The 25,851-nt window shown below is 46.0% G+C and carries 20 protein-coding genes and 1 tRNA gene; 7 read left to right on the top strand and 14 right to left on the bottom strand.

Annotated elements, in window-relative coordinates:
* A partial coding sequence (locus QUB64_RS22730) for a hypothetical protein (protein WP_333325751.1) occupies positions 1-335 on the bottom strand: 335 nt, incomplete at its 3' end.
* A 103-nt stretch (positions 336-438) separates the two neighbouring features.
* Positions 439-1,374, bottom strand: coding sequence for a calcium-binding protein (locus QUB64_RS22725; protein ID WP_333267376.1), 936 nt, complete (start codon positions 1,372-1,374; stop codon positions 439-441).
* Positions 1,375-1,796: 422 nt separating this feature from the next.
* On the opposite strand from QUB64_RS22725, the gene QUB64_RS22720 reads away from it, so the two are divergent.
* Complete coding sequence (locus QUB64_RS22720) at positions 1,797-5,684, top strand: AAA-like domain-containing protein (RefSeq protein WP_333267374.1); 3,888 nt, start codon at positions 1,797-1,799, stop codon at positions 5,682-5,684.
* 101 nt (positions 5,685-5,785) lie between these two features.
* Positions 5,786-9,469 carry an AAA-like domain-containing protein gene (locus QUB64_RS22715; RefSeq protein ID WP_333267372.1) on the top strand — a complete coding sequence of 1,228 codons (3,684 nt, stop codon included), beginning with the start codon at positions 5,786-5,788 and terminating at the stop codon, positions 9,467-9,469.
* Between the two features lie 237 nt (positions 9,470-9,706).
* Here the strand turns inward: QUB64_RS22715 and QUB64_RS22710 are convergent, their stop codons facing one another.
* Positions 9,707-10,339 (bottom strand): 7-carboxy-7-deazaguanine synthase QueE, encoded by a 633-nt coding sequence (locus QUB64_RS22710; RefSeq protein ID WP_333267370.1) that lies wholly within the window; start codon positions 10,337-10,339, stop codon positions 9,707-9,709.
* Between the two features lie 196 nt (positions 10,340-10,535).
* Entirely contained in the window at positions 10,536-11,234 is a 699-nt protein-coding gene (locus QUB64_RS22705) for a class I SAM-dependent methyltransferase (protein ID WP_333267368.1), read from the bottom strand.
* Between the two features lie 868 nt (positions 11,235-12,102).
* Between QUB64_RS22705 and QUB64_RS22700 the strand changes: the two genes are divergently transcribed.
* Positions 12,103-12,873 (top strand): hypothetical protein, encoded by a 771-nt coding sequence (locus QUB64_RS22700; protein ID WP_333267366.1) that lies wholly within the window; start codon positions 12,103-12,105, stop codon positions 12,871-12,873.
* Between the two features lie 223 nt (positions 12,874-13,096).
* On the opposite strand, the gene QUB64_RS22695 is transcribed toward QUB64_RS22700, so the two are convergent.
* Positions 13,097-13,270 carry a hypothetical protein gene (locus QUB64_RS22695; RefSeq protein ID WP_333267364.1) on the bottom strand — a complete coding sequence of 58 codons (174 nt, stop codon included), beginning with the start codon at positions 13,268-13,270 and terminating at the stop codon, positions 13,097-13,099.
* A gap of 224 nt (positions 13,271-13,494) precedes the next feature.
* Here QUB64_RS22695 and QUB64_RS22690 point away from each other — a divergent pair, with 224 nt between their 5' ends.
* Positions 13,495-13,911, top strand: a complete 417-nt coding sequence (locus tag QUB64_RS22690; protein WP_333267362.1) for a hypothetical protein — start codon at positions 13,495-13,497, stop codon at positions 13,909-13,911.
* 502 nt (positions 13,912-14,413) lie between these two features.
* On the opposite strand, the gene QUB64_RS22685 is transcribed toward QUB64_RS22690, so the two are convergent.
* Both QUB64_RS22685 and QUB64_RS22680 read right to left on the bottom strand, forming a co-directional pair.
* Positions 14,414-14,968: a cyclic nucleotide-binding domain-containing protein gene (locus QUB64_RS22685; RefSeq protein WP_333267360.1), complete on the bottom strand. Its 555-nt coding sequence runs from the start codon at positions 14,966-14,968 to the stop codon at positions 14,414-14,416.
* Positions 14,969-15,301: 333 nt separating this feature from the next.
* Complete coding sequence (locus QUB64_RS22680; RefSeq protein WP_333267358.1) at positions 15,302-16,294, bottom strand: DUF1517 domain-containing protein; 993 nt, start codon at positions 16,292-16,294, stop codon at positions 15,302-15,304.
* Between the two features lie 510 nt (positions 16,295-16,804).
* Here QUB64_RS22680 and hemB point away from each other — a divergent pair.
* The gene (hemB, locus tag QUB64_RS22675; protein WP_333267356.1) at positions 16,805-17,788 is read left to right on the top strand and encodes a porphobilinogen synthase; all 984 of its coding nucleotides are present in this window, start codon (positions 16,805-16,807) and stop codon (positions 17,786-17,788) included.
* A 357-nt stretch (positions 17,789-18,145) separates the two neighbouring features.
* Positions 18,146-18,634, top strand: coding sequence for a GNAT family N-acetyltransferase (locus QUB64_RS22670; protein ID WP_333267353.1), 489 nt, complete (start codon positions 18,146-18,148; stop codon positions 18,632-18,634).
* Between the two features lie 184 nt (positions 18,635-18,818).
* Here QUB64_RS22670 and QUB64_RS22665 read toward each other — a convergent pair whose 3' ends face one another.
* The 7 genes from QUB64_RS22665 to QUB64_RS22635 all read right to left on the bottom strand — a co-directional run bounded on the left by QUB64_RS22665 (position 18,819) and on the right by QUB64_RS22635 (position 24,080).
* Positions 18,819-19,754: a sensor histidine kinase gene (locus QUB64_RS22665; RefSeq protein ID WP_333267351.1), complete on the bottom strand. Its 936-nt coding sequence runs from the start codon at positions 19,752-19,754 to the stop codon at positions 18,819-18,821.
* Between the two features lie 25 nt (positions 19,755-19,779).
* Positions 19,780-20,382, bottom strand: a complete 603-nt coding sequence (locus QUB64_RS22660) for an L-threonylcarbamoyladenylate synthase (RefSeq protein WP_333267349.1) — start codon at positions 20,380-20,382, stop codon at positions 19,780-19,782.
* A gap of 452 nt (positions 20,383-20,834) precedes the next feature.
* Positions 20,835-21,725 (bottom strand): peptide chain release factor N(5)-glutamine methyltransferase, encoded by an 891-nt coding sequence (gene prmC, locus QUB64_RS22655; protein ID WP_333267347.1) that lies wholly within the window; start codon positions 21,723-21,725, stop codon positions 20,835-20,837.
* A 466-nt stretch (positions 21,726-22,191) separates the two neighbouring features.
* Positions 22,192-23,031, bottom strand: coding sequence for a Tic22 family protein (locus QUB64_RS22650; protein ID WP_333267345.1), 840 nt, complete (start codon positions 23,029-23,031; stop codon positions 22,192-22,194).
* 151 nt (positions 23,032-23,182) lie between these two features.
* Positions 23,183-23,256 (bottom strand) — tRNA-Pro (locus QUB64_RS22645).
* A gap of 84 nt (positions 23,257-23,340) precedes the next feature.
* Positions 23,341-23,541, bottom strand: a complete 201-nt coding sequence (locus QUB64_RS22640) for a hypothetical protein (RefSeq protein WP_333267343.1) — start codon at positions 23,539-23,541, stop codon at positions 23,341-23,343.
* A complete protein-coding gene (locus tag QUB64_RS22635) occupies positions 23,526-24,080 on the bottom strand; it encodes a GNAT family N-acetyltransferase (RefSeq protein WP_333267400.1) in 555 nt (184 codons plus the stop codon). The genes QUB64_RS22640 and QUB64_RS22635 overlap by 16 nt, the downstream gene beginning before the upstream one ends.
* An 896-nt stretch (positions 24,081-24,976) precedes the next feature.
* Between QUB64_RS22635 and QUB64_RS22630 the strand changes: the two genes are divergently transcribed.
* Positions 24,977-25,702 (top strand): hypothetical protein, encoded by a 726-nt coding sequence (locus tag QUB64_RS22630; RefSeq protein ID WP_190693416.1) that lies wholly within the window; start codon positions 24,977-24,979, stop codon positions 25,700-25,702.
* Positions 25,703-25,851: the final 149 nt, after the last annotated feature.

Below are 25,851 nucleotides of genomic sequence, written 5' to 3'. Positions count from 1 at the left end.
ACACTTCCAGAATCATCGCTGTCACGGTCAATCAAATCGACACTTCCAGAATCATCGCTGTCATTTTCAATCAAATCAACAGTTCCAGAATCATCGCTGTCGCGGTCAATCAAATCAACAGTTCCAGAATCATCGCTGTCATTTTCAATCAAATCGACACTTCCAGAATCATCGCTGTCGCGGTCAATGACATCAACTGTTTGGGCATCGCCAATATTGATGTCGATATCAATGATGCCAGCCTTTTCAGAATCCTCAATATTGATGTCGATGTCAATGATGCCAGCCTTTTTAGTGCTGTAATTGTCTGCTTTAAGAATTGGTGCAATCGCCATTTTGATTACTCCTTATTGTTGGGTAATTGATACAAAACTTCGCCAGACATTGAAATGAAAGTCCTAGAAAAAACGGGCATTATTCCCGGCTTTTGCGCTCAGATTATAGTGAAAAATTAACATCGTTGTCAACAAATTTAAACACAGAACTATTCAGGTTTAAACCAACTATATTCTGCACGATACCAATCAAATCCTTGGTGCCGTTAGCGCCATTTCTGAAAATCCCCGTACCCTGAACAAGTCCCAATCCCGGAACAACATTAGCTTGATTTTGGACTACAGAATAATCGTTTAATTTGCCGTTAAGCACGATGTTATCCAGTTGTGTGAAATCGGTAATTACGGCGAAATCACGTGTTCCTTGGTCGTCGTAGTAAGCTGCAAATTGATCTCCAAGAGAGAAGCGATCGCTTCCCGAACCTCCTGTCAGGATATCAATCTCTCCTAAACCGGGGTCGCTGTTAATTGGTGGCGCGGAAGCAACACCCGTAATCAGATCGTCACCGCTACCTCCACTCACCGAGTCATTACCTTTACCGCCGCCCAGGTTGTCGTTACCAATACCGCCATTAATTGTGTCCTTACCTTCGCCACCTCGGATCACATCGTTGCCATTTCCACCACTTAAAAAGTCGTTTCCAGATTCACCGTACAATTGATCGTTGCCAGTGCCGCCGTACAATTTGTCGTTGTTACTACCGCCGAATAATTGATCGTTGCCAGCCTCGCCGTACAGGTTGTCGTTGCCACTGCCACCGTACAAGCTGTCGTTGTTAGTGACGTTGTTGCCGCTGTTGCTGCCATCACCGCCGTAGATGTTATCGTTACCGCTGTCGCCGTATAAGCGATCGCTCCCTCCACGACCGTAAATGATATCATTGCCTTCCAGGCCGTGGATTACATCATTGCCAAGCGTTAATACTGGCCCGTTCGGACTTTGCTGCCATTCCGAATCGGTTCCCACTAATGATTTGTGCAACTTACCGTTGCCGTTGACAGTATTGTTGTCATTGAATTTGGTACCTTTGATATCCATTTCAGTTGCTCCTTTGTATTTCAAATTAATTGATTTGTTGAGGAAGGAATGGTTGCTATTTATATTTTTTTGCTGCCCTTTTCGCTTCCTGTTATCAGTTTGTTGCTAAAACTCTTGAACTGCAATGGAGATAAAATCAGGTATTATAAGAGTCGATCGATAGCTTGAATATCTGAATTTATAGGGAAAAATCAGGTGCAGCCTGACAAAGCACCATAAAAATCAGGACTCAGGCATCAGACCAAAGAAACCGGGTTTTTACCTAATCTGTCGGCTGCGACGAAGGATTATCGTAAAAAACCCGGTTTCTGACCCCCGATTTGTATGTCCTAAAAATCAGTGAAAGTCAGGTTGTTTGGCAAATCTCTACATAATCAGGTTTGCGATCGTACAATCTAATCTAGATTTGGGTGCAAGCAATTATGAAAGAATTTCCAGTGAGTTATGAATATCAGATTGGCGGGAGTCTTCCAGCAGATGCGTCTAGTTACGTGACGCGGCAAGCAGACTTGGACTTTTACGAAAGTTTGAAAGCGGGTGAGTTTTGTTACGTTTTGAATTCGCGGCAAATGGGTAAGTCTAGTTTGCGGGTGCGGGCAATGCAAAGATTGCAAGCTGATGGTACTGTTTGCGCTTTTATCGATTTAACTGGGATTGGGAAAGAAGATGTAACTCCCGAAAAGTGGTATGCTGGTATTGTTAATTCTTTGGTCAGTAGCTGTCAGCTAGGAAATCAAGTTAATTGGCGGAGTTGGTGGCGCGAACGCCGGGATTTGTTCTCACCACTCCAGCGGTTTAGTCTGTTTATTGAAGAAGTTGTTTTAGTTGAATTTTCAGAAAATATAGTTATTTTTGTTGACGAGATCGATCGCGTGTTGAGCATGAACTTTTCTACGGATGAGTTTTTTGCTCTGATTCGCTGGTTTTACAATCAAAGAGTTGACAAGCCTCTATACCAGCGTTTGACTTTTGCGCTGTTGGGGGTGGCGACGCCTGCGGATTTGATTGCTGATAAAACTCAAACTCCTTTTAATATTGGTAAGGCGATAAATTTAGGCGGTTTCAAGATTGATGAAGTGCAGCCTTTGATTGATGGTTGGTACGGGCAGGTTGGTAATGCTGAAAGTGCGATCGCCAAAATTCTAGATTGGACGGGCGGACAACCTTTTCTCACGCAAAAGCTGTGCAAGTTGGTGCTTGAGGAATCAGCATTGGGCAATTCGCGATCGGTTGAACAGGTGGTGCAGTTGCGGATTGTGGAGAATTGGGAATCCCAGGATGAGCCTGAACATTTGAAAACTATTCGCGATCGCATTTTGAGAAATCAGCAAAAAGCAGGGCAGTTATTGGGGCTTTACCAGCAAATTTTGCAATCCGGAAACCCCCCCCAACCCCCCCTTGCTAAGGGGGGGCTAAATGCTGAGGAATCTTCCCTGAGTCAGGAAGCAATCACCGGAACTCCCCCCCAACCCCCCCTTAGCAAGGGGGGGCTAAATGCTGGTGAATCTTCCCTTAGCAAGGAGGAAATAACCGGAAACCCCCCCCAACCCCCCCTTGCTAAGGGGGGGCTAAATGCTGGTGCATCTCCCCTTAGCAAGGAAGCAATCACCATAAAACCCCCCCAACCCCCCCTTGCTAAGGGGGGGCTAAATACTAAGGAATCTTCTATTAGCAACGAAGAGCTAAATGCCACTCTTACTCCCCCCCTTAGCAAGGGGGGGCTGGGGGGGGTGATTGCTGATGGCAGTCGGGAACAAACTGAACTCCGGCTGTCTGGTTTGGTGGTTAATCATGCAGGTAAATTAAAAGTTTACAACCGAATTTATGCCGAAGTTTTCAATCTAGAATGGGTAGAAAAACAGTTAGGAAAGCTGCGGCCTTATGCGGAAACTTTTAATGCTTGGGCTGCTGCTAATTTTGAGGATAATTCGCGGCTACTACGGGGAAATGCGCTGCAAGAAGCTTTGGAATGGGGAAAACATCAAAGTTTAAGCCCTCTGGATTATCGCTTTTTAGCAGCTAGCCAGGATTTAGATAAGCGAGAGGTTCAACAGGCTTTAGCTGTTAAAGAAGAAGAAAGCCAGATATTAGCGAATGCGAATAAAATTTTAGTCTTGGCTCAACAACAAGCAAAGGTGGACTTAACTCAATCCAAACGCAGATCTATCCGCATTGTTACTATCGGTTCTATAGTTTTGGGAATTTCTGTAATCGCAGCAATTTTGATTCAATTACAAGTAAATAAAGCTCAACAGGAAGTCGCAGAACAACAAGTAGTCTTGCAAACTTCATTCTCTAAAGCAGCTTTGGTTTCCGATCCTTTTGAAGCACTGCTGAAAGCGTTACAAGCAGCACAACAGATGAAAAATTTAGAAAAATCAGCCAGCAATGATACACAGATTAAAGTAACGAGGGGGCTACAACAGGCAATTTATCATGTTAGAGAACGCGATCGCGCGATCGGTCATCGTGGCGCTATCAGAAGTGTAACTTTCAGTCCCGATGGCAAAATTTTTGCTTCTGCTAGCGAGGATGGTACGGTAAAACTGTGGAATGCTAAACCAGCTACATTAATATCAACCCTGACAGGACATACTGCTAGAGTTACGAGTGTGAGTTTTCATCCTCAAGGCAAGATTTTGGCTTCTGGCAGTGAAGATGGTACTGTCAAGTTGTGGGATGTAGGGCGCAGCACTTTAATTAAAACTATTAACGCTCATCGTAGCTGGGTGAGAACTGTTAGTTTTAGTCCTGATGGTCAATTTTTTGCTTCCTGTAGCTCTGATGGGACTATCAAGTTGTGGAAAACAGCAGATGCTACGTTATTAAAAACTCTGAAAGCACATACCGGTGTCGTTACCCATATTAGTTTTAGTCCAGATAATCAAACTCTCGCTTCTGCGAGTTTTGATACAACCGTGAGGCTGTGGAATATTCACGATGGAACCCTCATAAATACTCTGAAAGATCATAAAAGTAATACCAGAAGTGTCAGTTTTAGTCCCGACGGTAAAACCTTAGCTTCTACCGATGAAGACGGCATAGTGAAACTGTGGAATGTAGCAGATGGAACTTTACTGCAAAACCTCCCAACGCATCGCAGGGCTGCCTGGAGTGCAATTTTTAGCCCAGATGGCAAAACTCTAGCCACTATCAGTTCCGATAGTAAAGTCAAGTTGTGGAATTTAGAGGATATAAACGATAATAAAATCGAACCACAACTTCTCAAAGGACATCGCGGGATAATTATAAGTATCGGTTTTAGTCCCGATGGCAAAACTCTGGTTTCTGGAAGTTTTGATAGTACAATCAAGCTCTGGAATTTAGATGTTAGGGAACCGCAAACGATTAAAGGAAATAGTGCTAATGTTCAAACTGTAAGTTTTAGTCCCGATGGTAATATGTTAGCTTCCGGCAGCGACGACTTTAAAATAAAGTTATGGAATAGGAAAAATGGTACTTTACTCCAAACTCTCAACGGTCATCAAGGTCCGGTGCTAAGTGTTAGTTTTAGTCCCGACGGTAATATATTAGCTTCCGGCAGTGTTGACAAAACAGTTAAGTTGTGGAATGTGCGAGATGGTAGATTACTAAAAACTCTCAACGGTCATAGGGCTTGGGTAAGGAGAGTTCTGTTTAGTCCAGATGGGAAGACTTTAGTTTCTGGCAGTTTTGATAGTACGGTAAAATTTTGGAATATAGCAGATGGTAGGTTGCTGAAAACCTTTAAAGAACCTCGCTGTCGTGTAGCCGATTCAAGTTTTAGTCCCGATGGAAAAGCTTTAGTGGTGGCTTGTTATGACGGTAATATAATGCTATTAAATTTAAAAACAGCTACTTTAACGCAGGCTTTTCCTGCCCATGGCAGTTGGGTAGCTACCATTAGCTTTAGCCCAAATGGTAAATTTTTTGCTTCTGGTGGTTCGGACAGTAGAGTCAAACTATGGAATGCAGAAAATGGCCGATTATTGTTCACCCTAGAAGGACATTTATCTGATATAAGCAATATCATTTTTAGTCCAGATGGCAAGACTTTAGCTTCCTCTAGCGATGATGGTACAGTGAGGATATGGAATGTAGAAAATGGTCTGGAAAGATCAACTTTAGAAGGACACCTTGGCCGCGTTACCAGCGTGATGTTTAGTCCAGATGGCAAAACACTGGCTTCTAGTGGGCTTGACAATACTATCAAGTTGTGGAACTTAGAATTTGATTTAGATCATTTTATCAGGCAAGGTTGCTTGTGGTTGGAAGATTACTTTGCTTCTCATCCCGAAGAGGCTAGAAAATTTAGCCAAATCTGTAAATAACTCAAGTTGCTAGTTACAAGACACTGGTAATGGGTAATGGGTAATGGGTAATTGTAAGGCAGTTATCATATAATCAAACCAAGATTTTGATGCAGGCAATTATGAGAGAGTATCCAGCTAATTATGAATATCACGTAGGCGGTAGTCTTCCAATTGATGCCTCCAGCTATGTAATGCGACAAGCAGACTCAGACTTTTACGAAGGTTTGAAAGCCGGTCAGTTTTGTTACGTGCTGAACTCGCGGCAGATGGGCAAATCAAGCTTGCGGGTGCGGACGATGCAAAGACTGCAAGCCGAAGGGTTTGTCTGTGCTTTTATTGACCTAACCGGAATTGGCAAGGAAGATGTAACGGCAGAAAAGTGGTATGCCGGACTTGTCCAATCTCTGGTAAGCAGTTATCAGCTTGGTAAGAAATTTCAATGGCGGATTTGGTGGAAAGAGCAGCGGGAATTATTGTCACCTGTGCAGCGTTTGAATTTGTTTATTGAGGAAGTTTTCTTAGAAGAGATTGAACAAAATATTGTGATTTTTGTTGATGAAGTTGACACTGTTTTGAGTCAGAGTTTTTCCCTGGATGATTTTTTTGCTTTAATTCGGTTTTTCTATAACCGACGAGTCGATCAGCCCAAATATCAGCGTCTCACATTTGCTTTGTTGGGAGTGGCGACTCCTTCGGATTTGATTGCGGATAAAACCCAAACTCCTTTTAATATTGGCAAGGCAATTTCTATCAACGGCTTCCAACTCCACGAAGTCCAACCGTTAACCGATGGCTTGACGGGAAAGGTGAGCAATCCCCAAGAAGCGATCGCACAAATTCTAGACTGGACAGGTGGACAACCCTTTCTGACACAAAAGCTGTGCCAACTGATGATTGAAGCATCAGCAAAAGGAACAATCCCATCGGTTGAACAGGTGGTGAAGTCGCGGATTATTGAAAATTGGGAATCCCAAGATGAACCTGAACATTTGAAGACAATTCGCGATCGCCTGTTAAGAAATCAGCAAAAAGCCGGACAGTTATTGGGGCTTTACCAGCAAATTTTGGAATCCATGAACCCCCCCCAATCCCCCCTTGCTAAGGGGGGGCTTCCTGACGCTCTATCTCCCCTGAGCAAGGGTGAACTAAATTCGGTTCTTGCTCCCCCCCTTACCAAGGGGGGGCTGGGGGGGGTTCTTGCCGATGGCAGTCCCGAACAAACAGAATTGCGGCTGTCAGGTTTAGTGGTGCAACAGCAGGGAAAATTAAAAGTTTACAACCGCATTTATGCCGAAATTTTCAATCTGGAATGGGTAGAAAAACAGTTGAGCAAGCTGCGGCCTTATGCGGAAACTTTTAATGCTTGGGCTGCTGCTAATTTTGAGGATAATTCGCGGCTGCTGCGGGGAAATGCGCTGCAAGAGGCTCTAGAATGGTCGATCGATAAAAATTTGAGCCATCTGGATTACCGCTTTTTAGCAGCATCTCAAGATTTGGAAAAGCGCGAAGTTGAATTGGCTTTGATACTGCAAGCTGAAGAAAGTCAGATTTTGGCACAAGCAAATGAAACATTGACTTTTGCTCAAAAAACAGCCAAATTGGAATTAACAAAAGCCAAAAAACAAGCTCGAAAAATAATTGCGATCGGCTCGACAATTTTAGCGCTATCTTTAGCGGCGGCGATCGCCGTACAATTGCAAGTAGTCAAGGCCGATCGCTCCCTCGCAGAAACAAAAATTATCCTCGAAAGTGTGTCGTCAAAAACAACTTTAGCCTCAAATCCTTTCCCAGCACTGATCGAAGCACTGCAAGCAGCAGATAAACTTAAAAAATTAGAGGCATTTAGTCCGGCAAAATCCGAAACTAAAACGCAAGTATCGATCGCCCTCCAACAAGCAATTTACAGCATCCGAGAGCGCGATCGACTCATCGGACACCAAGCAGGCGTCAGAAGCGTCGTTTTCTCTCCCGATGGCAAAATCCTCGCATCGGCTAGCGAAGACGATACCATCAAACTCTGGAACCCAGACGGCACATTGCTCAGAACCCTCACCGGACACGGCGATAACATTTGGACTGTCAGTTTCTCACCCGATGGCAAGACGATCGCCTCTGCTAGCGACGATGCTACGATTAAAATCTGGAACCTCGCCAACGGCACAGAAATCAGAACCCTTACAGGACATAAGGGCTGGGTGAGAGCAGTCTGTTTTGCTCCCGATGGATTGACGATCGCATCTTCGGGCTCTGACGGCACTGTCAAACTCTGGAATCCGGCAGACGGAACTTTGCTTCAAACCTTTACAGGACATAGGGGATGGGCAACAAACGTCACTTTTTCGCCCGACGGATTGACGATCGCATCTTCGGGAAGAGATCGCACTGTCAAACTCTGGAATCCCGCAGACGGAACGGAAATTGCCACGCTGACAGGCCATACCAACGCTGTCAGAAGTGTCAGTTTTTCCAACGATGGCAAAACCCTAGCATCCGCTGGCGAAGACGGTTTAGTCAAGCTGTGGGATGTCCAAAACCTGACTCTCCTCAAAACGCTGCAAGCCCACAGCAGGGAAGTCTGGATCGTCAGATTCAGCCCTCCTGGCAGCCACAGCCCAACTCTGGCTACCGCTAACGACGACGGAATCGTCAAATTGTGGAATTTATCGCGGTTGGGAGACATCGAGCCGCAAACGCTCAAAGGACACACCGGCAGGGTTACAGGGCTTAGTTTCAGTCCCGACGGCCGCACTTTGGCAACAGCAGGTACCGATCGCACTGTACGACTTTGGCACCTCGCAGGCATCGAACCGAAAGCTCTGGAAAGCCACCGCAGCGAGGTTTTCACTGCGAGTTTCTCCCCCGATGGCAAAACAATTGCTTCCGGTAGTGGCGATCGCACTGTGAAATTGTGGAATGCACAAAACGGTAGCGAAATCAAAACTTTTTTAGGACATCAAGGTGCTGTCACCAGCGTCAGTTTCGCCCCCGATGGCAAAATTTTAGCATCCGCCGGAGTGGATAAAACTATTAAATTGTGGAACCTAGAAAGCGGCACCGAAATCAAAACTCTTTCAGGACATCAGAGGGGAATTAACAGCGTTGTTTTCAGTCCCGACGGTAAAATTTTAGCATCATCAGCGAGCGATAAAACTGTTAAATTGTGGAACCTAGAAAGCGGCACCGAAATCAAAACTCTCACCGGACATCTGGAAATAGTTAGAAGCGTCAGATTCAGCCCAGACGGCAAAACTTTAGCATCTGCGGGGAACGATCGCACGATATTATTCTGGGATTTAAACAACTTAGAATCTCCCCCAAGAAGCATTCAGCAAGCGCATAAAAGCGGAATTACCAGCATCCGTTTCAGTCCCGACGGCAAAATTTTAGCATCTGCTTGCGCTGACAGCACGATTAAATTGTGGAATGCAGAAACAGGCACCGAACTGAGAACTATTCAAGGACACGGAACTTGGGTAAGAAGCATTAGTTTCAGTCCCGATGGGAAAACTTTAGCATCTGCAAGTTTCGATCGCACAATTAAACTGTGGAATGTCGCAGACGGCAAAACCGCCTCGGAAGCTGTGCCGCTACAAGTTTTTGAGGGACATCGCGATCGAGTTAACGATGTTAACATCAGTCCCGACGGCAAAACTCTAGTTTCTGCCAGCTATGATGCTACTTTAAGGATCTGGAATTTGGAACTAGATGTAGATAGTTTGATGAAGCTGAGTTGCCAATGGCTGAGCAATTATATTGCCAACCATCCTGAAGAAAAGGCGATCGTACAAATCTGTAATCCTTAAAAAAATGGCATAAATCATGACAAAATTCATGGCTTGTAGGGGCGGGTTAACCAACCATTTATGATAAAAATGAATAATATTGTAAACCCGCCCCCACCAACTAACAATAAAAATGTACCATTGATTTATTCAGTAAAATGTTGATGTGAATAAGGGTGGGGATGGGGCGGGTTTATGAGATTATTTATTGGTTTCATAGATTGTTGGTGAACCCGCCCCTACAGAATTTTTTGATGTTTATTGAACACCAATAAACTTGTGAGTTTGTAAAGATAGCCTGTAACTCGGATGCTGTTTCAGCAACTCCAAAATAATCGGAATACCCCGATCGTGCGTTCCCCATTCCGGCTGCAAATATACAGGAATATTCACATTATCAACCAAATACTTACTGTAAAAATCAAGTTCTTCACCAGTGCTAACCACCAACTTAATTTCATTAGCTCTCGTCCAGAAAATCTCTTGCACCGGATATTTAGGATTGACGTGTTCTTTAGGAGAAAGAGTAATCCAAGCCAACGGCGAAACATTCTGCCAATAAGCGCCAGAAGTTTCAATATTCACCTGTTTGTCAGTTGCTAACAAAGCTCGCACTAACTCCGGCAAATTCTGGTGAATAAAAGGTTCGCCACCACTAATGACAACCCTTGGAGACTGCAATTGATCTAGCAATTGTGCGATCGCCTGTGGCACCGATGGCAAACCTTTGCCACCATTTCCGTAGCCTGTATCGCACCAAGGACACCGCACAGGACAACCGGCCAATCTGATAAAATCAACTAAAGCACCAGTCCAGTAACCTTCGCCTTGAACCGTATTCTGAAAAGTTTCGTGAATCGGCAATTTGATTTGTAAGTTCGATCCCAGCATCTTCACCTCAAATTAATTAATAATATTTGTTAGAACTTTGAGTAATTGTAATTTGTAATCAGTAATTGGTATAGTCCTGGATGCACGGGTAGGCAGAAACCGGGTTGATGGACGAAAATACTGTATCGCAGCCTTCAATACAGATAAAAACCCGGTTTCGAGGAGTCTTAATGAAGTTCCCAGTAATTTAAGTTATTTAATTCTGTTCTTCCGGTTCCATCATAGTCGCCCAGCGGCGTTTCAGGGCCAAAGTCAGTCCGTCACCAATGGGAACAACACTGAGAGTAATTCTGGGATCGTTGCGCAACTTGTCGTTGAAACTGCGAAGGGCGAGGGTGCTTGTGTCTTGTACTTGAGGATCGGCAACTCGTCCAGACCACAGAACGTTGTCAATTACAATTAAACCGCCATTCCGCACCAGTTGGAGCGATCGCTCAAAATAAGCCTCATAATTTTCTTTATCGGCGTCGATAAACGCAAAATCAAAGGTTCCGGCTTGTCCCTCGGCTATGAGTTTGTCAAGAGTATTTAGTGCGGGGCCCAACTGCAAAGAAATCTTGTTTGCTACACCCGCAGCTTCCCAATAGCGTCGTGCGATCGAAGTATATTCCTCGCTAACATCGCAAGCAATTATTTTACCGTGAGAAGGCAGCGCTAAAGCTACGCACAGGGAGCTATAACCAGTAAAAACCCCAACTTCTAAGGTTTTTGTCGCTCCCATAAGCTGCACCAGCATCTCCATAAACTGACCTTGTTCGGGAGCTATTTGCATCATACCCATAGGATGATTAGCAGTTTCTTTTCGCAGTGAAGCGAGAATATCTGGTTCCCGCAGGGAAATAGATAACAGATAATCGTAAAGTTGATTTTCTAGGCCAAGAGTTGAGTTCGCCATCGGTTTGTCCTTGCTGCTGACTTTTGATTTGAGATTGTAGACGTGCAGTTATTGGAAATTGCAGACGGTAGAGTTAATTTTGGCACCTATTTTGCTGTCGTTTCTCCTGGGTTCGAGTATCGCCGTCTCGGTTGCCCGTGCTGGTAACTTGCTCTCACGCGCGATCGACCTTCCAATCAGTTTATCTCAGCCACAGCCGATTTAGTAGCCCTGGAAAATAAAATTGCAGATAGGGGAGGGTTTTGAGATTGCTGCGTTCCTCCCCAGGCGTTACACCGTGGGTGATACCAGCTTAACAAAAGAATGCAACGATCGGCCCGTGCTGCAAACCATGATGCAGTAAGTCATTCTTAATCGAGAATCGAAAACTTGTTCGCTCGCCAAGTCGAAGAATCGCCAATCGAAAATGGTATGAGTTGGGGAGAAGGTGACTTCATTCTGACAACTAATCGCCCATGACTAATTATTTAGGACTTACGCACTCCTGACAAACAAACCGTTTTATTTAACTATTATTGATGGTTAAAGCCCCTGTACTTTTCGTCAACAAACCAGGCGTTTGGCAAGCCTTGTGTCCGGGACTATTACTAATAACTAATAAACGGGGTTAATTAGGACAATTTATTAAGTGTCACAGCTTATTGTCCACACCTCAACCACCTACCCACAATCAAAACAAGTTTCTACTATTGAGGCATAGCAAGTATTTTTGTGAAAAAACCTGGTTGTGAGCTACGGTTGCCCCGGACTGTTACTAATCACTAACGAACCGGGAGCGCTCTGACAATTTCTTAACTGTCACAGTTGATTCCTCCACACCTCAACAACTTACCCACAATCAAAACAACATTCCACTAAAGCAACCGCAATGTATTATAGTTTTGCAGGTTTCGGTGCCGTAACTGGCATATTTTTATTGTTAGTTTTTGCCATTCTGCAATGGCTGCACGTTTCCGCCGGCAGTTTTATAGATTGGGTAATTGCCATTGCTATTTTTGAATGGCTGTTGCTGATAGTTACAGTTCCTTGGAATATCCATTTTGAAGCTAAGGAAGTTTTAGCGCAAGGGGCAGAATCTACTAAAAAAAATATTGCTGTCGATTCCGAACAACTCAAATACGTTACTGTATTAGCTAGCCGATCGCTCTGGGTAGCGATCGCCCTTCACCTGTTTAGCGCGATCGCACTTTACGCCCTATCCGCCACCGGAATCAGTGCTGTTGGCTATCTCAGTTCCGGTGCTGCACTCCTGTTAACTCTACTGCGTCCAGCTATCCGAGGTTATCAGTATTTAGCCCAGCGCCTCACAACCATCCGCCGCCAATTCTTGCACCCCCGCGAAGATATTGTCGAACTCCGCAGCCGCTTTGCAGAATTAGAATCTACAGTCAGAAATTTGGCCGCTCAATTAAATTCAGGCGAACCCAATTCGTGGGCTGCTATCCAAGAGCGGCAGCAACGGGCGACCAGGGTAGAATTAACTAATTTAGCCGCATCTGTAGAACATTTGCGATCGACAAATCAGGCAGAACACACTAAACTGGCAAGAGATGCAGAAAGTGCGATCGCCCAACTCACCTCGGACGGACAATTTCTCAACCACGTCCGCGAAATCATCCGCTTCTTCAAAGAAGCATAAAAGAAGTCATTAGTCATTGGTCATGGGGCATGGGGCATGGGGCATGGGGCATGGGGCATGGGGCATTAGTTAGGTATAAAATTCCCAATTACCAATTCCCAATTACCAATTACCAATTACCAATTACCAATTACCAATTACCAATTCCCAATTACCAATTACCAATTACCAATTACCAATTCCCAATTACCAATTCCCAATTCCCTGTTTTGCCCATTCCCAATTACCACTTCCCAATTCCCTGTTTTGCCCATTCCCAATTACCAATTCTCAATTCCCCATTTTGCCCATTCCCAATTCCCTGTTTTGCCAATTCCCAATTCCCAATTCCCTGTTTTGCCAATTCCCTGTTTTGCCAATTCCCTGTTTTGCCCATTCCCAATTCCCAATTCCCCATTCCCCATTCCCTACCTTTAGATAGATGTCAGACCCTCGCAGACTGTGAAACTTTTAATTAAAATAGAACTTTATCAGTCTTGAGGAAGACTCAATAAATGTGTTTTAGATAACAGCAATTTTTGGGAAACTATAACTAAAGATAGTTTGTGAATGAGTTAGCTTCGGCTTAATATTTAAACATAAGCCAAAGACCTTTTTGAAAAAATAACTCAGGAATAAATCATGACTACTAGCAAATCAACACCGGCCGACGAACAAATCGAAGCTAATATGGAAGCTCCCCACTACGACAGGGGCATTACTCCTGCTGAGACAGCAGCGCGCCAAGAACGCGAAGGCTCTAACTTCATGCACACAACCACCGAAGGTAAGCAGCAAAGCGCCAAAACCGACGACCAAACCGATGACGAAAGCATTCACACTACAGATGGTTATACAGTAGACAAGGAAGGTTTGGTTAACAATTACGCGATCGAACCGGAAATGTACATCAACGAACCGGGCGATTTGAGAGCAAAAGAAGAAGCCGAAGCCGCAGAACGCGCTCGAATTCTTGCAGAAATCAAAGATAAAAAAGGTGAGGAAGGAAAATTGACAATGGATGCAGACACCCGCGGCAAAGGCCCAGGAATTATCTAGGTTGTCTGGTTGGTAGTTGCGCTTCTGCGCGGGAGGTTGCAACTGCAAAGCCAAGGGGCTGGTTTTTCTAGATACGGGAATTGTCGATCTTTCCGGTAAAACCCGCCCTTATTTTGCTTTCGACTGATGTTTTGAGAATATACCTCTTGCAAAAATACCGTGGTTAAAAAACCAGGTTGATTAAGTAGGAGTGTTTCTGTTTTTTTTCTTGTGGGATGGGCGGGGGAGCCCGTCCTAAAATTTGATTAAAAGGACTTTTGCTATTCAGGTCTAATTTACGACTTAATATTATCCCCGGTCAATTACCTGCAATAAAAACAGTTCGATCTTGAGGACTTCAGTCAAGCGTCATGGATGAGGGCTGAAGCCATCACTACAAACCAATATTGTCTTCGGATATGATATTACGCACGGGTGGTAAAAAAAACCAGGTTGATTAAGTAGGAGTGCTTCTGTTTTGAGATTTTAAAGTTGACATCAATGCGAATTGAATTAAAATTACTCAATCCCTAACATTTTCCCTGAGCCAATTAAACTTAGCCTGAGCTAGCGCCAAATTTTCCAGGACATTGGGATTAATATCCTCCCGTTCTAATTCCTGCTGCTCCAATTCTATATTGCGACCGTATTCTATATGTCTGATCGTACCGCGCATCCTGTCTGCCAGACACAGCGAAATTCCATAATAAAACCGGGAAGCAAAGCCCATATCATGTTGAAGCTTAATTACTAACTGCCGCCGGGGAATTGCCAGCAAGTGAGTTTCTTCGATCGCCTTCACCGTAGCTAAAGGAGGGCGAGCATCGATGAAAGAAACTTCTCCCACCAGTTCTCCGCTGCCTATTTTAGCGAGTTCTTTACTCTCCTGTGCCTCGATCCAAACGCTCATACTCCCCTTCAAAACAATGTATAGCGCATCGAGCTGTCTCCCTTCATGGATCAAAATCTCGCCCGGAGCGAGAACTTCTTTTTTGCCTTTTTGGACGATCCAGTCGATATCGTCATTATTTAACTGGCTCAAAATAAAAAGTGCTTTTTTTCTACTGCTGTCGGCCATAACTTTAGCTCCCGATCGCTTCTTTATATTAAATTTAGAGGGCGCGCGGTCGCAACTTCTTCCGAAGCAGTCACTCCTCGCTGAATACAGTTTTTTATCCAGCCTAACTTCTTCGCAAAAATGCTTCAAGGTCAGGCATTGCCAATAGTAGATGAATCAAACTGAATCATAATCTCTCAATACTAGCATTGGTTGAACAATCTTTTTTAAATCGATCGGCATTCCCCAAAATCCAGCTTCATGTCCGTCTTAAAACCAATCCGGTTCTCCCCCACAGCATGGGTGCGGTAGGGGGCGCGGGAGACAACGCTCCGCGCCCCATGTAGTCGATCGCTAAATCGATCGCAAATCAGGATAGCCGGCCAACATATCATCAGCAGTCAGAGTATCGCCGCTAGCTTGAGGAGTCCACAGCACCTCAACCGCCAGCAACTGCTCGCTCGATACTCCCCCAATTTGGCGCAAAGCTTGGCGCAAATCTTCAGAGTTTTTCACTGCTGGCAATTGCAACTTGCCTTCAGTACCGACAATCACCGTCACCACAATAAATTCCCCAGGATCTGAATTCAAATCAGAACCAACTAGCGCGCCGTTTTCCTGCAAAGCTGGCAGGTTATTGCTGCTCCCTGCTTGCCGGAGCTGGTTGTTATAATTCGAGAGCGTTTCTTCAGTAAACTTGCTGCGTTCGGCCAAAGAAAACTGGTTAAATTTAGCTTCCGCTGCTTCCAAGCGAGTTTGCACAGAGTCAGCGCCCGCGTAAACCCAGTATTCAGGATGCCGCAGCATCGCCAAAGTAGATTCTTGCAGCACTTGAGCGCGACCGGCCGCTGTATCCGTATTCGCTTTGCGCGCTAGCGAATCGAGTTCCGCCTGCAAACCGCGGGCTTCTGCTAGCAAACCAACTTGTAAGCGGGCCACAGATACGGTGGTAGTAGGGGCGCTGTTGCCGAGTTCGTCGGTTCCGCCCCCGGCGCGGCGGAAGCTTTGGACGAGGAAATTCGCGATCGAAATAAAAATCAAAATTGAGAACAGGCCACCAAACCCGCCGCCAAAGCCGAAAAACGGCAGCAAGAATGGGAAACCGAAACCGCCACCAAATCCGCCTCCGTAGCCGCCCGGGTAGTAACCCCCTCCCGACGGCGCGTAAGTGCGGCTAGGAGACGAGTAACTGCGCGCCGGAGCTCTAAAAGATCCGCCCCCCATCCGTCCTCCGCTGCGAGCAGCCAGAGCTCCGTCAGCGTTACCGAGGGCTAGCGTCAGTACCAGACCGATCGCAAATAGTGATTTCAAAAGCGGTTTGATCTTTGAAATTAGTTGCTTGTACATAAGACCGTTACTATTCGATACATTTATAATTTACAGTCTATCCTCCCTTATGGGCAGCCCGGTTGCAGGTGTGCAGCGTGCGAGATATCCGTACCAACCCATCCCAGCACCCTCAGAGAGCTGAGTCTGGGAACCAGAAAGGGTAGAGGGTAGAGAGGACTAAAGTCCTTACTACGAACTTTTGAGGACTAAAGTCCTTACTACGAACTTTTGAGGACTGAAGTCCTTACTACGAACTTTTGAGGACTGAAGTCCTTACTGCGAACTTTTGAGGACTGAAGTCCTTACTACGAACTTTTGAGGACTGAAGTCCTTACTACGAACTTTTGAGGACTGAAGTCCTTACTACGAACTTTTGAGGACTGAAGTCCTTACTACGAACCATGGATCTCGCGGGTTTTACAGAACTTTACTTAAGTCTAGGGCGATCGACCAACAATAAGCTTTAGACTTTTAAACAAAGGCCGCCAGTCCCAGAAAGCAGGACTTTATCTACCGTAAAAAAACATTATGTTCCCCACTCACCGCCCCCGCCGCCTCCGCAACCATCCCCAACTCCGCCGGATGGTACGCGAAAATATCTTGACAACCAGCGATTTAATTTACCCTCTATTTGCCGTACCGGGGGAAGGTTTTGCTAAAGAAGTTACATCGATGCCCGGAGTTTACCAGCTATCGGTAGACAAAATCGTAGAAGAAGCAAAAGAAGTTTACGACCTCGGCATTCCCGCGATTATTTTATTCGGCATTCCCGCAGACAAAGATACAGACGCGACAGGTGCTTGGCACGATTGCGGTATCGTCCAAAAAGCAACAGCAGCAGTTAAAGCAGCCGTACCGGATTTAATCGTCATGGTCGATACTTGTCTGTGCGAATATACCAGTCACGGTCACTGCGGCTATTTGGAAGTCGGAGATTTAAGCGGCCGCGTTTTGAACGATCCGACACTAGAATTGCTGAAGAAAACCGCTGTTGCTCAAGCTCAAGCTGGTGCAGATATTATTGCACCTTCGGGAATGATGGACGGTTTTGTCGGAGCAATTCGCGAAGGATTGGACTCGGCTGGATTTGAAGATATTCCTATCATGTCCTACGCGGCAAAATACGCCTCAGCTTATTATGGCCCGTTCCGGGATGCGGCGGATTCTGCTCCGCAATTTGGCGATCGGCGCACCTATCAAATGGACCCAGGAAACGGCCGCGAAGCTCTCAAAGAAATTGCTCTCGACATTGCCGAAGGCGCGGATATGCTGATGGTTAAACCCGCTTTAGCATACATGGACATTATCTGGCGCGTCAAAGAAGCAACTAATTTGCCAGTTGCTGCTTACAACGTTTCGGGAGAATACGCGATGGTGAAAGCCGCCGCCCTCAACGGTTGGATTGATGAAGAAAGAGTTGTGATGGAAACCTTGACAGGATTCAAGCGTGCTGGTACCGATTTGATTTTGACTTATCACGCCAAAGACGCGGCTCGCTGGCTGAAAAACTGATTCAACTCGATCAAGGTATTGACTCCATAGCAAAATCTCTTGTTGCTACTGGAGTCAATACCTCTATCGATATATTTTTGAGCCATGACGCACCCTACAAGCTGACTAAAATCTCAAATCTCAAATCTCAAATGGGATGACTTTATGACGGTAAAATTTTGAGTCAAAAGCTTTTTGAGAAACTTTATACAAAAAAGTATTAATAATTACGGAAATTAGTTACAAAATATGTATCAATAAGTATAGTTTTGTAAATCGGGAATTCAATCATTTAGGGTTCCCAAGCAAAATCAACTTTGACTCCTGCAAGACAGTAAAAGTAACACAGTTTAGATAAAACTTAAAGGCACATAGAGCATGACATCAGCGACTAGGGATTCCAGTCACATTCAATTTTGCACAAGTCGCGATCGCGCCGACATCGCACAAATCCAAGAACTATTTAAAGTCGCCGCCTTTTGGGCGAGGGCGCGCAAGATAGAAGATTGGGAAATTGCGATCGCCAACAGCGAACCAGTGGTGACAGTTTGGGATGGGCCGCGGGCGATCGGCTTTGCTAGAGCCACCTCAGACGGCATCTATCGAGCCACCATCTGGGATGTCGCCATTCACCCCGATTACCAAGGTGCAGGACTCGGCCGCAAATTAGTGCAAACCGTCTTGAGTCACCCTCGAATGTGCCGAGTAGAGCGAGTTTACCTGATGACAACTTACAAACAAAGCTTCTACGAGCGCATCGGTTTTCAGCACAACGCCAGCACCACTATGGTACTAGAAAATCAGCTTCTAGAAGAAAATCTAGAATTAGAAATTAGCAATGGCGAATTGCTAACTGCTATTTGCTAAGCAAGCACAAAACTCGCACCAAAATCTCTGATCATATGTAGGGTGCGCAATGCGCACCTTACTACCTATCAATCATTAAATCCGTTAAATCCGTTGCCCTTTTCTCTACCTCCGTTAAATCCCCTAAATCCGTTAAATTAAATCTGTTAAATCCCGTACCTTGCTCGTTGCCGAACTTCCTTCTTTACACACTTGCCAAAGGAATAGAACACTGAGTGCGGTTAAAATTGGACTCTTCCGACTCAGAAGGCACGGCCAGAACCTCCAACTTTCCATTCATCAAAGTTAAAAGAGTCTGATTCATCAATAACCTCATCCCAGAAGACACCTGGGAATTATCGCTGCCCTTAGTACCATCAGACTCCAAATCGTGCTTGAGCAAATCCCAAGACTCGCTCCAAGCACTAACTGAACGCTGATCGTCCACCCAAATATGAACGCATCCAGATTCCGGCGAAGAATGTGCAGAAACAGAAATACTCCCCTCCTCCATCTGAGCAATAGCAGTATCTACCAAATTGACTAAAACTTGCCTCAACCTGGGCCAATCTGCCAATACATAAATCCCCGGATCTGGCGGCAAAATCTCCAAACGAATGCTGCGATTAGCAGCTTGCAAATAAGTTAAATCATCAACTTCATCAAAAACCTTAGCTAACTGGATCGGCTCAATATCCATCCTGTCAGTGCCGTGTTCAGTTTTAGCAACAGAGATAATTTCATCTATCAATTTCACCAGCTTGAGTGCTGCAACGTGAGCTTGTTCGACAAACTCTCGTTCCTCAGCAGGATCGTCGCACAAATCCGAGAGAATTAATTGCAGCGTACCAATCATACTGCTCAGGGGCGATCGCAACTCGTGAGAAGTTCGAGCCAAAAAACCCGCCTTAAACTGACTCATCTCCGATGCCATCTGATAAGCCAATTGAGTTTGCTTCAGTTGCTCGGAAAGGGCATCAAACTTCTCTAAGTTAATTTCTTGAGGAGTTGGTGGCACTTTGGGCGCAGGTTCTGGCTGTTGCGAGCTTTTTTGCCGCCCGCGCCAAATCAAACTGCCTCCCAAACCCAGTCCTAGTCCCATACCTAAATATATCAAGTCGCTCCAGCCGATCGGCGCCATATTACTTTGCCTAGGAGTTTAGCTTTTAGCATTCTAGCTCGATCGCGCCTTGTCGCAATATTTCCCAACCGCCGCCAGTCCATTTAGCCACAGTCGAAGGCAAACTCGAAGCTGTTGCGACTGTTGCTGCGGTTGCTAATTCAGCAGCAACTAATGTCAAGACTTCGGGAAACTGCGCCTCAATTTCTGCCACCGACTCCAAAGGCGCTTGGCCGGATAAATTAGCACTGGTAGTAGCCAAAGGGCCTGTCTGCCCTAAAATCTTGAGAGCAAGGGGAAAATTAGGCACTCGTACTCCGATCGTAGTGCGATCGATCGCATTCATGGCAGCAGGCACCAGCGGCGAAGCCGGCAGCACCAAAGTTAGCGCCCCAGGCCAATAGGATGCGGCCACCTGCTGCCACAATTTGAACTCTGCTGGACTCCCCTGCACGTAAGGCCACAAAGCCTCCGCCGATGCTGACATCAAAATCAGCGGTTTGTCTTGACGGCGCTGTTTGGCTGCAAAAATCAACTCCGCGCGATCGGGCCGCGCAGCCAAAGCGGGTACAGTATCAGTGGGAAAGCTGACAATATAATCTCCTGAAATTGCCCCTTGAACTAGAGCATTTATCGAAACTTGAGTCATCGGATTTGAGATTTTCCATTTTTCGATTTGAGATTTTGCATAAATCTTTGATTGATAATTTATAGCGGTTCGATCGCGTGGTGAGGTATGCCCACGGAGGCCACGGAGGCCACGGAGGCCACGGAGGCCACGGAGGCCACGGAGGCCAGTCGTACCTCATCTTTCTGAGAACCGCTATATACCAATTGAAAAAAATAATGCAACAATATTAGTAGGGTGTGGATCCATCGATAAATATCCAAAAAAAGACGAAAAATGTAGCGAGCGACGCACCATCGACAATATTTGAATAAACTTGCCTCAAGCTCAATTATTGTAGCAAGGATTTTTAAAATTGGTATTAACCGCAGATGTCAGGCAGATCAACATAGATCAACGCAGATAATTTCAAGATCGGAGAGCGAATAAATCCCATGCAAGTCTATTTTAGAATTGCAGCATATTTTTGAAATCTAAAGACGATAGGCTAAAGCAAAGCGATCGATTCCTGCTAAATCCGAAAATATCTGAACTCCACCGTAACTCCCGTGACTTTGCAGCATCTGTGCTACCGCCTCAGCTTGTCCCGCCATCATCTCAACCAACCAAACTCCCCCCGATTCCAAATAATCGGGAGCCGTTTCTACCAAATGCCGGATGCAATCTAAGCCGTCTAAACCGCCATCTAAGGCCAGATGAGGTTCGTGCTTCAAAACTTCCGGTTGCAGAGTCAGCACCGTGCTGCTGGGAATGTAAGGCGGATTAGACACCATGCCGCTAACTTTACCTTTGAGAAATCCTAGCGGTTCCCACCACAAACCTTGATAAAAATTAACTCGCGATCCAAAGCCCAAATTTTCAGCATTCAGTCGAGCCACTGCCAAAGCTTCCGAACTGCAATCTACTGCATGAATCGTAGTATTTGTCAACGCAGAAGCCAAGCCGATCGCGATCGCCCCGCTGCCAGTTCCCAAATCCACCCAATCCGATTTTCCCTTAACTGAATAGCTTGTAACAGCATCCACAGCCAAATCGATCAGCAATTCCGTTTCAGGACGAGGAATTAGCACCGCCGGCGTTACTTTGAGCGAAAAATTCCGCCAATGTGCAACTCCCGTTAAATACTGCACAGGAACCCGTTCCTGCAACCGCTGCTGCCACAGTCGATCGAGTTCTGATAAAGACAACTTTTTTAATTCAATTTTTGGCAAATCTTTAAACGACTCCAAGCGCAGAGCCAGTTTATCCAAACCTGCCAGCTCTTGCAGCAGCCAGTCCAGTTCTCCTTGGGGAATGTCCGAGGCGATCGCCAGAGCCTTAGCTTGATTCACCCACTGCCACAGCTCTAAACCGGAAACAAACATAAGACTTTTGGGGAATGGGGAATTGGGAATGGGGCATTGGGAATGGGGCATTGGGAATGGGGAATTGGGAATTGGGAATTGGTAATTGGTAATTGGTAAATAGTAGGTTGACTCGACCAGTCCAACCTACTAACTCAGTCCTCAACGACAAACCTAATTATCCAGGGTTTCATTCGCCCTACACCTTAACGTCATAAGCAGCCATGAAAGCACTTTTTCCGTCAATGTTCTCTGTAACTATTGACTAATGACCAGCCTTCGGCTTGCTTCGGCTACGCGGTTATCGAGCGAAGTCGAGATACAGCACCAGTCGCTCTTCGGCTAAAATGACTAATGACCACTGACTAATGACCAATGACCAGCCTTCGGCTTGCTTCGGCTACGCGGTTATCGAGCGAAGTCGAGATACAGCACCAGTCGCTCAGGCTAAAATGACCAATGACCAATGACTACTGACTACTGACTATTACCGAGCCGGTCGAGCTGGAGCTGGAGATGCTGCCGGTCGTGCTGGTGCTGGAGATGGAGCTGCCTGTGGATTTTGGTTGCCAGTACCAGCCGGTTGGCGCGATCGCACATATTCCAGCGACTCCCGCGACGGCATCAAAATCAGTTGGCTCAAAGACGGGTCATTTTCAGTACCCAAGGCTTCCAAAATTCTCTCCAAGTTCACTACCTCAATCTTAATTGTGGCAGTCACGTTCGGCTGCTGCTGCTTAAAACGCTCGACCATTTCCTGCAAGTCCTCCTTGTTAAAAAACAGGGGAAGCTCCTCTTTATCGCCCCGCTGAATCGTCAAATAACCATTTTCCGGGCCACCTCTCGCCAAAAACAGAGGTACACCGTTTAACTCGTTAACTTGTTGCCCACTCTGCTGAAGTACAGTTTTCGCCGACTGTACCTGCTGCGCAGCCGGAACAAAAGCAAACAGCAACTGATCCGGCTTACCTTTATTTTCTTGAGCGAGCCGATAAATTTCCCCCAGTGACACGGGTGTCACGCGCGCCGACGCCGCCAACTGAGAATTTGCCGTTTTCAGTTGATCGACAAAAGCTTGAGCATCTTTCTGGCTGATGAAAATTCTGGCTACCGAAGCATTACCAGTTTGACCCTGACCTTGCTTGGGAACAGAAGCGATGAAGAACGCACCCTGACCGTCTGTAATCGTAAATACCGGCACCGGGCGTAACTTTTCTAAAATTTGTGGCACTGGGAGTGCCAGTGCAGACATCTTGCTTGACGAGGGGCCGAGCAGAGTGCAGCCCACAATCCCCAATATTGCGCCCAAACGAACTAATGATTTCATGTTTTTCCACCATCCGCGATCCTGAAACACATTAACGCAAAGACTGGCGCCTTGACACGATCGGCAAAAACTGTCTCCGATCTTTTCATTTTTACCAAATGTAAGCATCAGAGGCAGTTTCTGCTTGAATCGATTATTTAACATTGTGCGATCGGGATGACAGGATTTGAACCTGCGACATCCTGCTCCCAAAGCAGGCGCGCTACCAAACTGCGCTACATCCCGGTGTGATACTTGGCTATCTCTTAACCATTAACGCAGAAAACCCCCCGCTTGTCAAGCTTTTTTTTATTTTAACTTTCGATGCAGCTACGCTGAAGTTTTCTTCAGGTTGTACGGTTTGACAATACTTGCAAAGCTCTGGGCTTCATAACTGCCAAGCTGCGGGGATACATCAAGAGCGTAACTGACCGCAGCGCACAGGCTTCTGAGGTGTTTGGCAGCGTGAATATTGCATTTACTCAACAAATCAACGCTGACCTGCACCGGGCGAGCTAATCTGGATACCAAAACATACCTTTAATCCCCTCCGGATCGGACATGAAGCCCAAATTTCGGTAAAAATCCACCACCTGAGGGTCAGCAAATAAGGTAATGTTGCTGATATCTTCACTGCGGAGTTTTTTAATGATGTATTTCATCAGCGCCTTGCCCATGCCTTTACCCTGGTAATCAGGATGAACTACCACATCCCAAAGCGTGGCATTAAAAGCATGGTCTGAAGTCGCTCTGGCGAAACCGACCAGCCGTCGCTGGCTGCCCCGCAGCTCCCACATAGAGACGACTAGGAAGCTGTGCTGAATAGCTTTTTTGACTTTACGCAGGGGACGGCGGGACCAACCCACTGCATTACAAAGTTCTTCGAGTTCGTAGAGGTCAATGTCCCGATCGCAACTGAAAAAGATGCGAGCGTTGCCGAGTCCGGCGGGTTTGCGAAACGTTGGGGAAAGCGGATCGCCTAACCCAACAGCCACATCTTCCTCAAATTCCGCTGTTTGGGGTACAGAGGCAGACTCAGAACTACTAAATAAGTTTTTCCAAAAACCCATGCAGGCGCGGTTAAGGTAGTAGAAGTTGGACGGCTTGACATCTCCCCAGCCCTTTGAGAGAAGGGGATTCATAAGACTATAATTTAAGTCTTACAGGTGCTGACAATTCACCTCGCATTCGCTCAAAAACAACTACCCGTAAGAAAGGTATTGCAATTGCGCTGACTTTTGTCTGGTTGTGCTTTCCGAGTCCATCCAATTCAATGTTGTGACGCTCTGTGTTCCAAAGAGTGCTTGTTGACCCAGGCTACGGTGATGCCGCTCCTTGATGCCATCATGGGTTACTCCTGAACGAAACACGCTGGAGAGCGTCGATGGTTGTTCCTACTTACAACTCAATTCTAGAATATGGACGTACGGTTGAAACCGCAGCCACGTTGCTCTACACAGAGGTAGCCCGGGGCTTCCCGCTCCGATGAAAGGTGAAACAGAACCCGACAGATCAACCCACTCCGATCGGCGTAGGATGAATTGCGGGTAGCTTTTTGAGCAACAGTTTACGGTACACTCATCTTACGCCGAAAGCAGCGATTTGTGGTCTAACATTGAGTCGGAGCTTTTTTGATTCTCGTCAAGTTTGGTAAAAATGTACTGCTAGCCTGTGCCCAGACAACCCCCTAGTCAGGTAAAATTTGCTGCCCAAGCAGGACAGAGGCACTTTTGGAATTGCTGCTTTTGAGTGCCGTCGATCGCGCCGGAAGTTATACCCTTGCTGGGAAGTACAGATCGAATGGCGCAACTGTGACATTCTAGTTATACGTTCCCAGACAGATTTGACTTCTGCTTTTAGTGAGGAGACCGGCACCATTTAAGTCAATCGTCAAATCGAAAATCCCATTGCCATAAGGCATGGGAGAGCAAATACCTAGTATATCTCCCGCACCTTCTCCTCAATTATGGCTTCGGGTTTAAAACCATCTACACTAGAACTTCTCAAGCGCTTTAACCGAGCGTTTCCACAGTTTTATGAGCAATTTGTCAGCAGCGAAATCCAACTGCAAAACCTCAAATTAGCTTACCAACTTTACAAAACTCGGCAAGCAGTCATCGAAATCAGAGGCGAAGGTAACAAAAGTGCCCTGCATTTTGCTTACCGGAACCAGTCTTTTCTACTCAGCGATATTTTCGGTGTGCTGGCGGCCTACGGGCTGACGATTCACAGTCTGAGTCTCTACGGTCAAATTTACCCGCCGATGCTGGTATTTATCAAATTGGTGGTATCTCGCGGTGGCAAGGTACTGGCAGATAAAACAGCAGAAAACGTCTGTAGGGCGGTTCGAGAGGCCTTGGCGGGGCATTTTGAGGTTGAAGAGATGTTGGCCGTGGAATTTAATTTAGACGCCGGCTTGGAGGATGTGGCAACTGAATTTTACGTCGATCCGGTTTTCCACTTGCCGGCTCTGCTGATTGAAGCAGATAACCAGCCTGGACTTTTTTACAAAGTTATGTATGCCATCTGGCAAGAGGATTTGTTGGTGGTAAATGCTAATTTGCTGGTTTGGCGCGGGCGAACTCGCCTGATTCTCTACTTGTTGGGGCCCAATGAAAGTTTAATTCCCGAGTATCTCGGGCAGAAAATCGCTGAGGGGGTGCGACAAAGATTGTTGGGCGAGCGATTTTAGGGATAGCGCTGACGCTGGTGAAACCGGGTTTCTAGTAACAGCGTTTCTGAGCTATCCTAGCAACCGCCCTGACAGTTAGGAGGCCAATCAACAGTGTAGAGTTTTCTAACAGGTATTCACATTTGCTCACAAACGGTATAGATTGAGTG

This window comes from Microcoleus sp. Aus8_D2, from assembly GCF_036702665.1.
Classification (GTDB): Bacteria; Cyanobacteriota; Cyanobacteriia; order Cyanobacteriales; family Microcoleaceae; genus Microcoleus.
The sequence above is the reverse complement of the archived record's forward strand: the minus strand, read 5'-3'. Positions and strand labels throughout refer to the sequence as shown.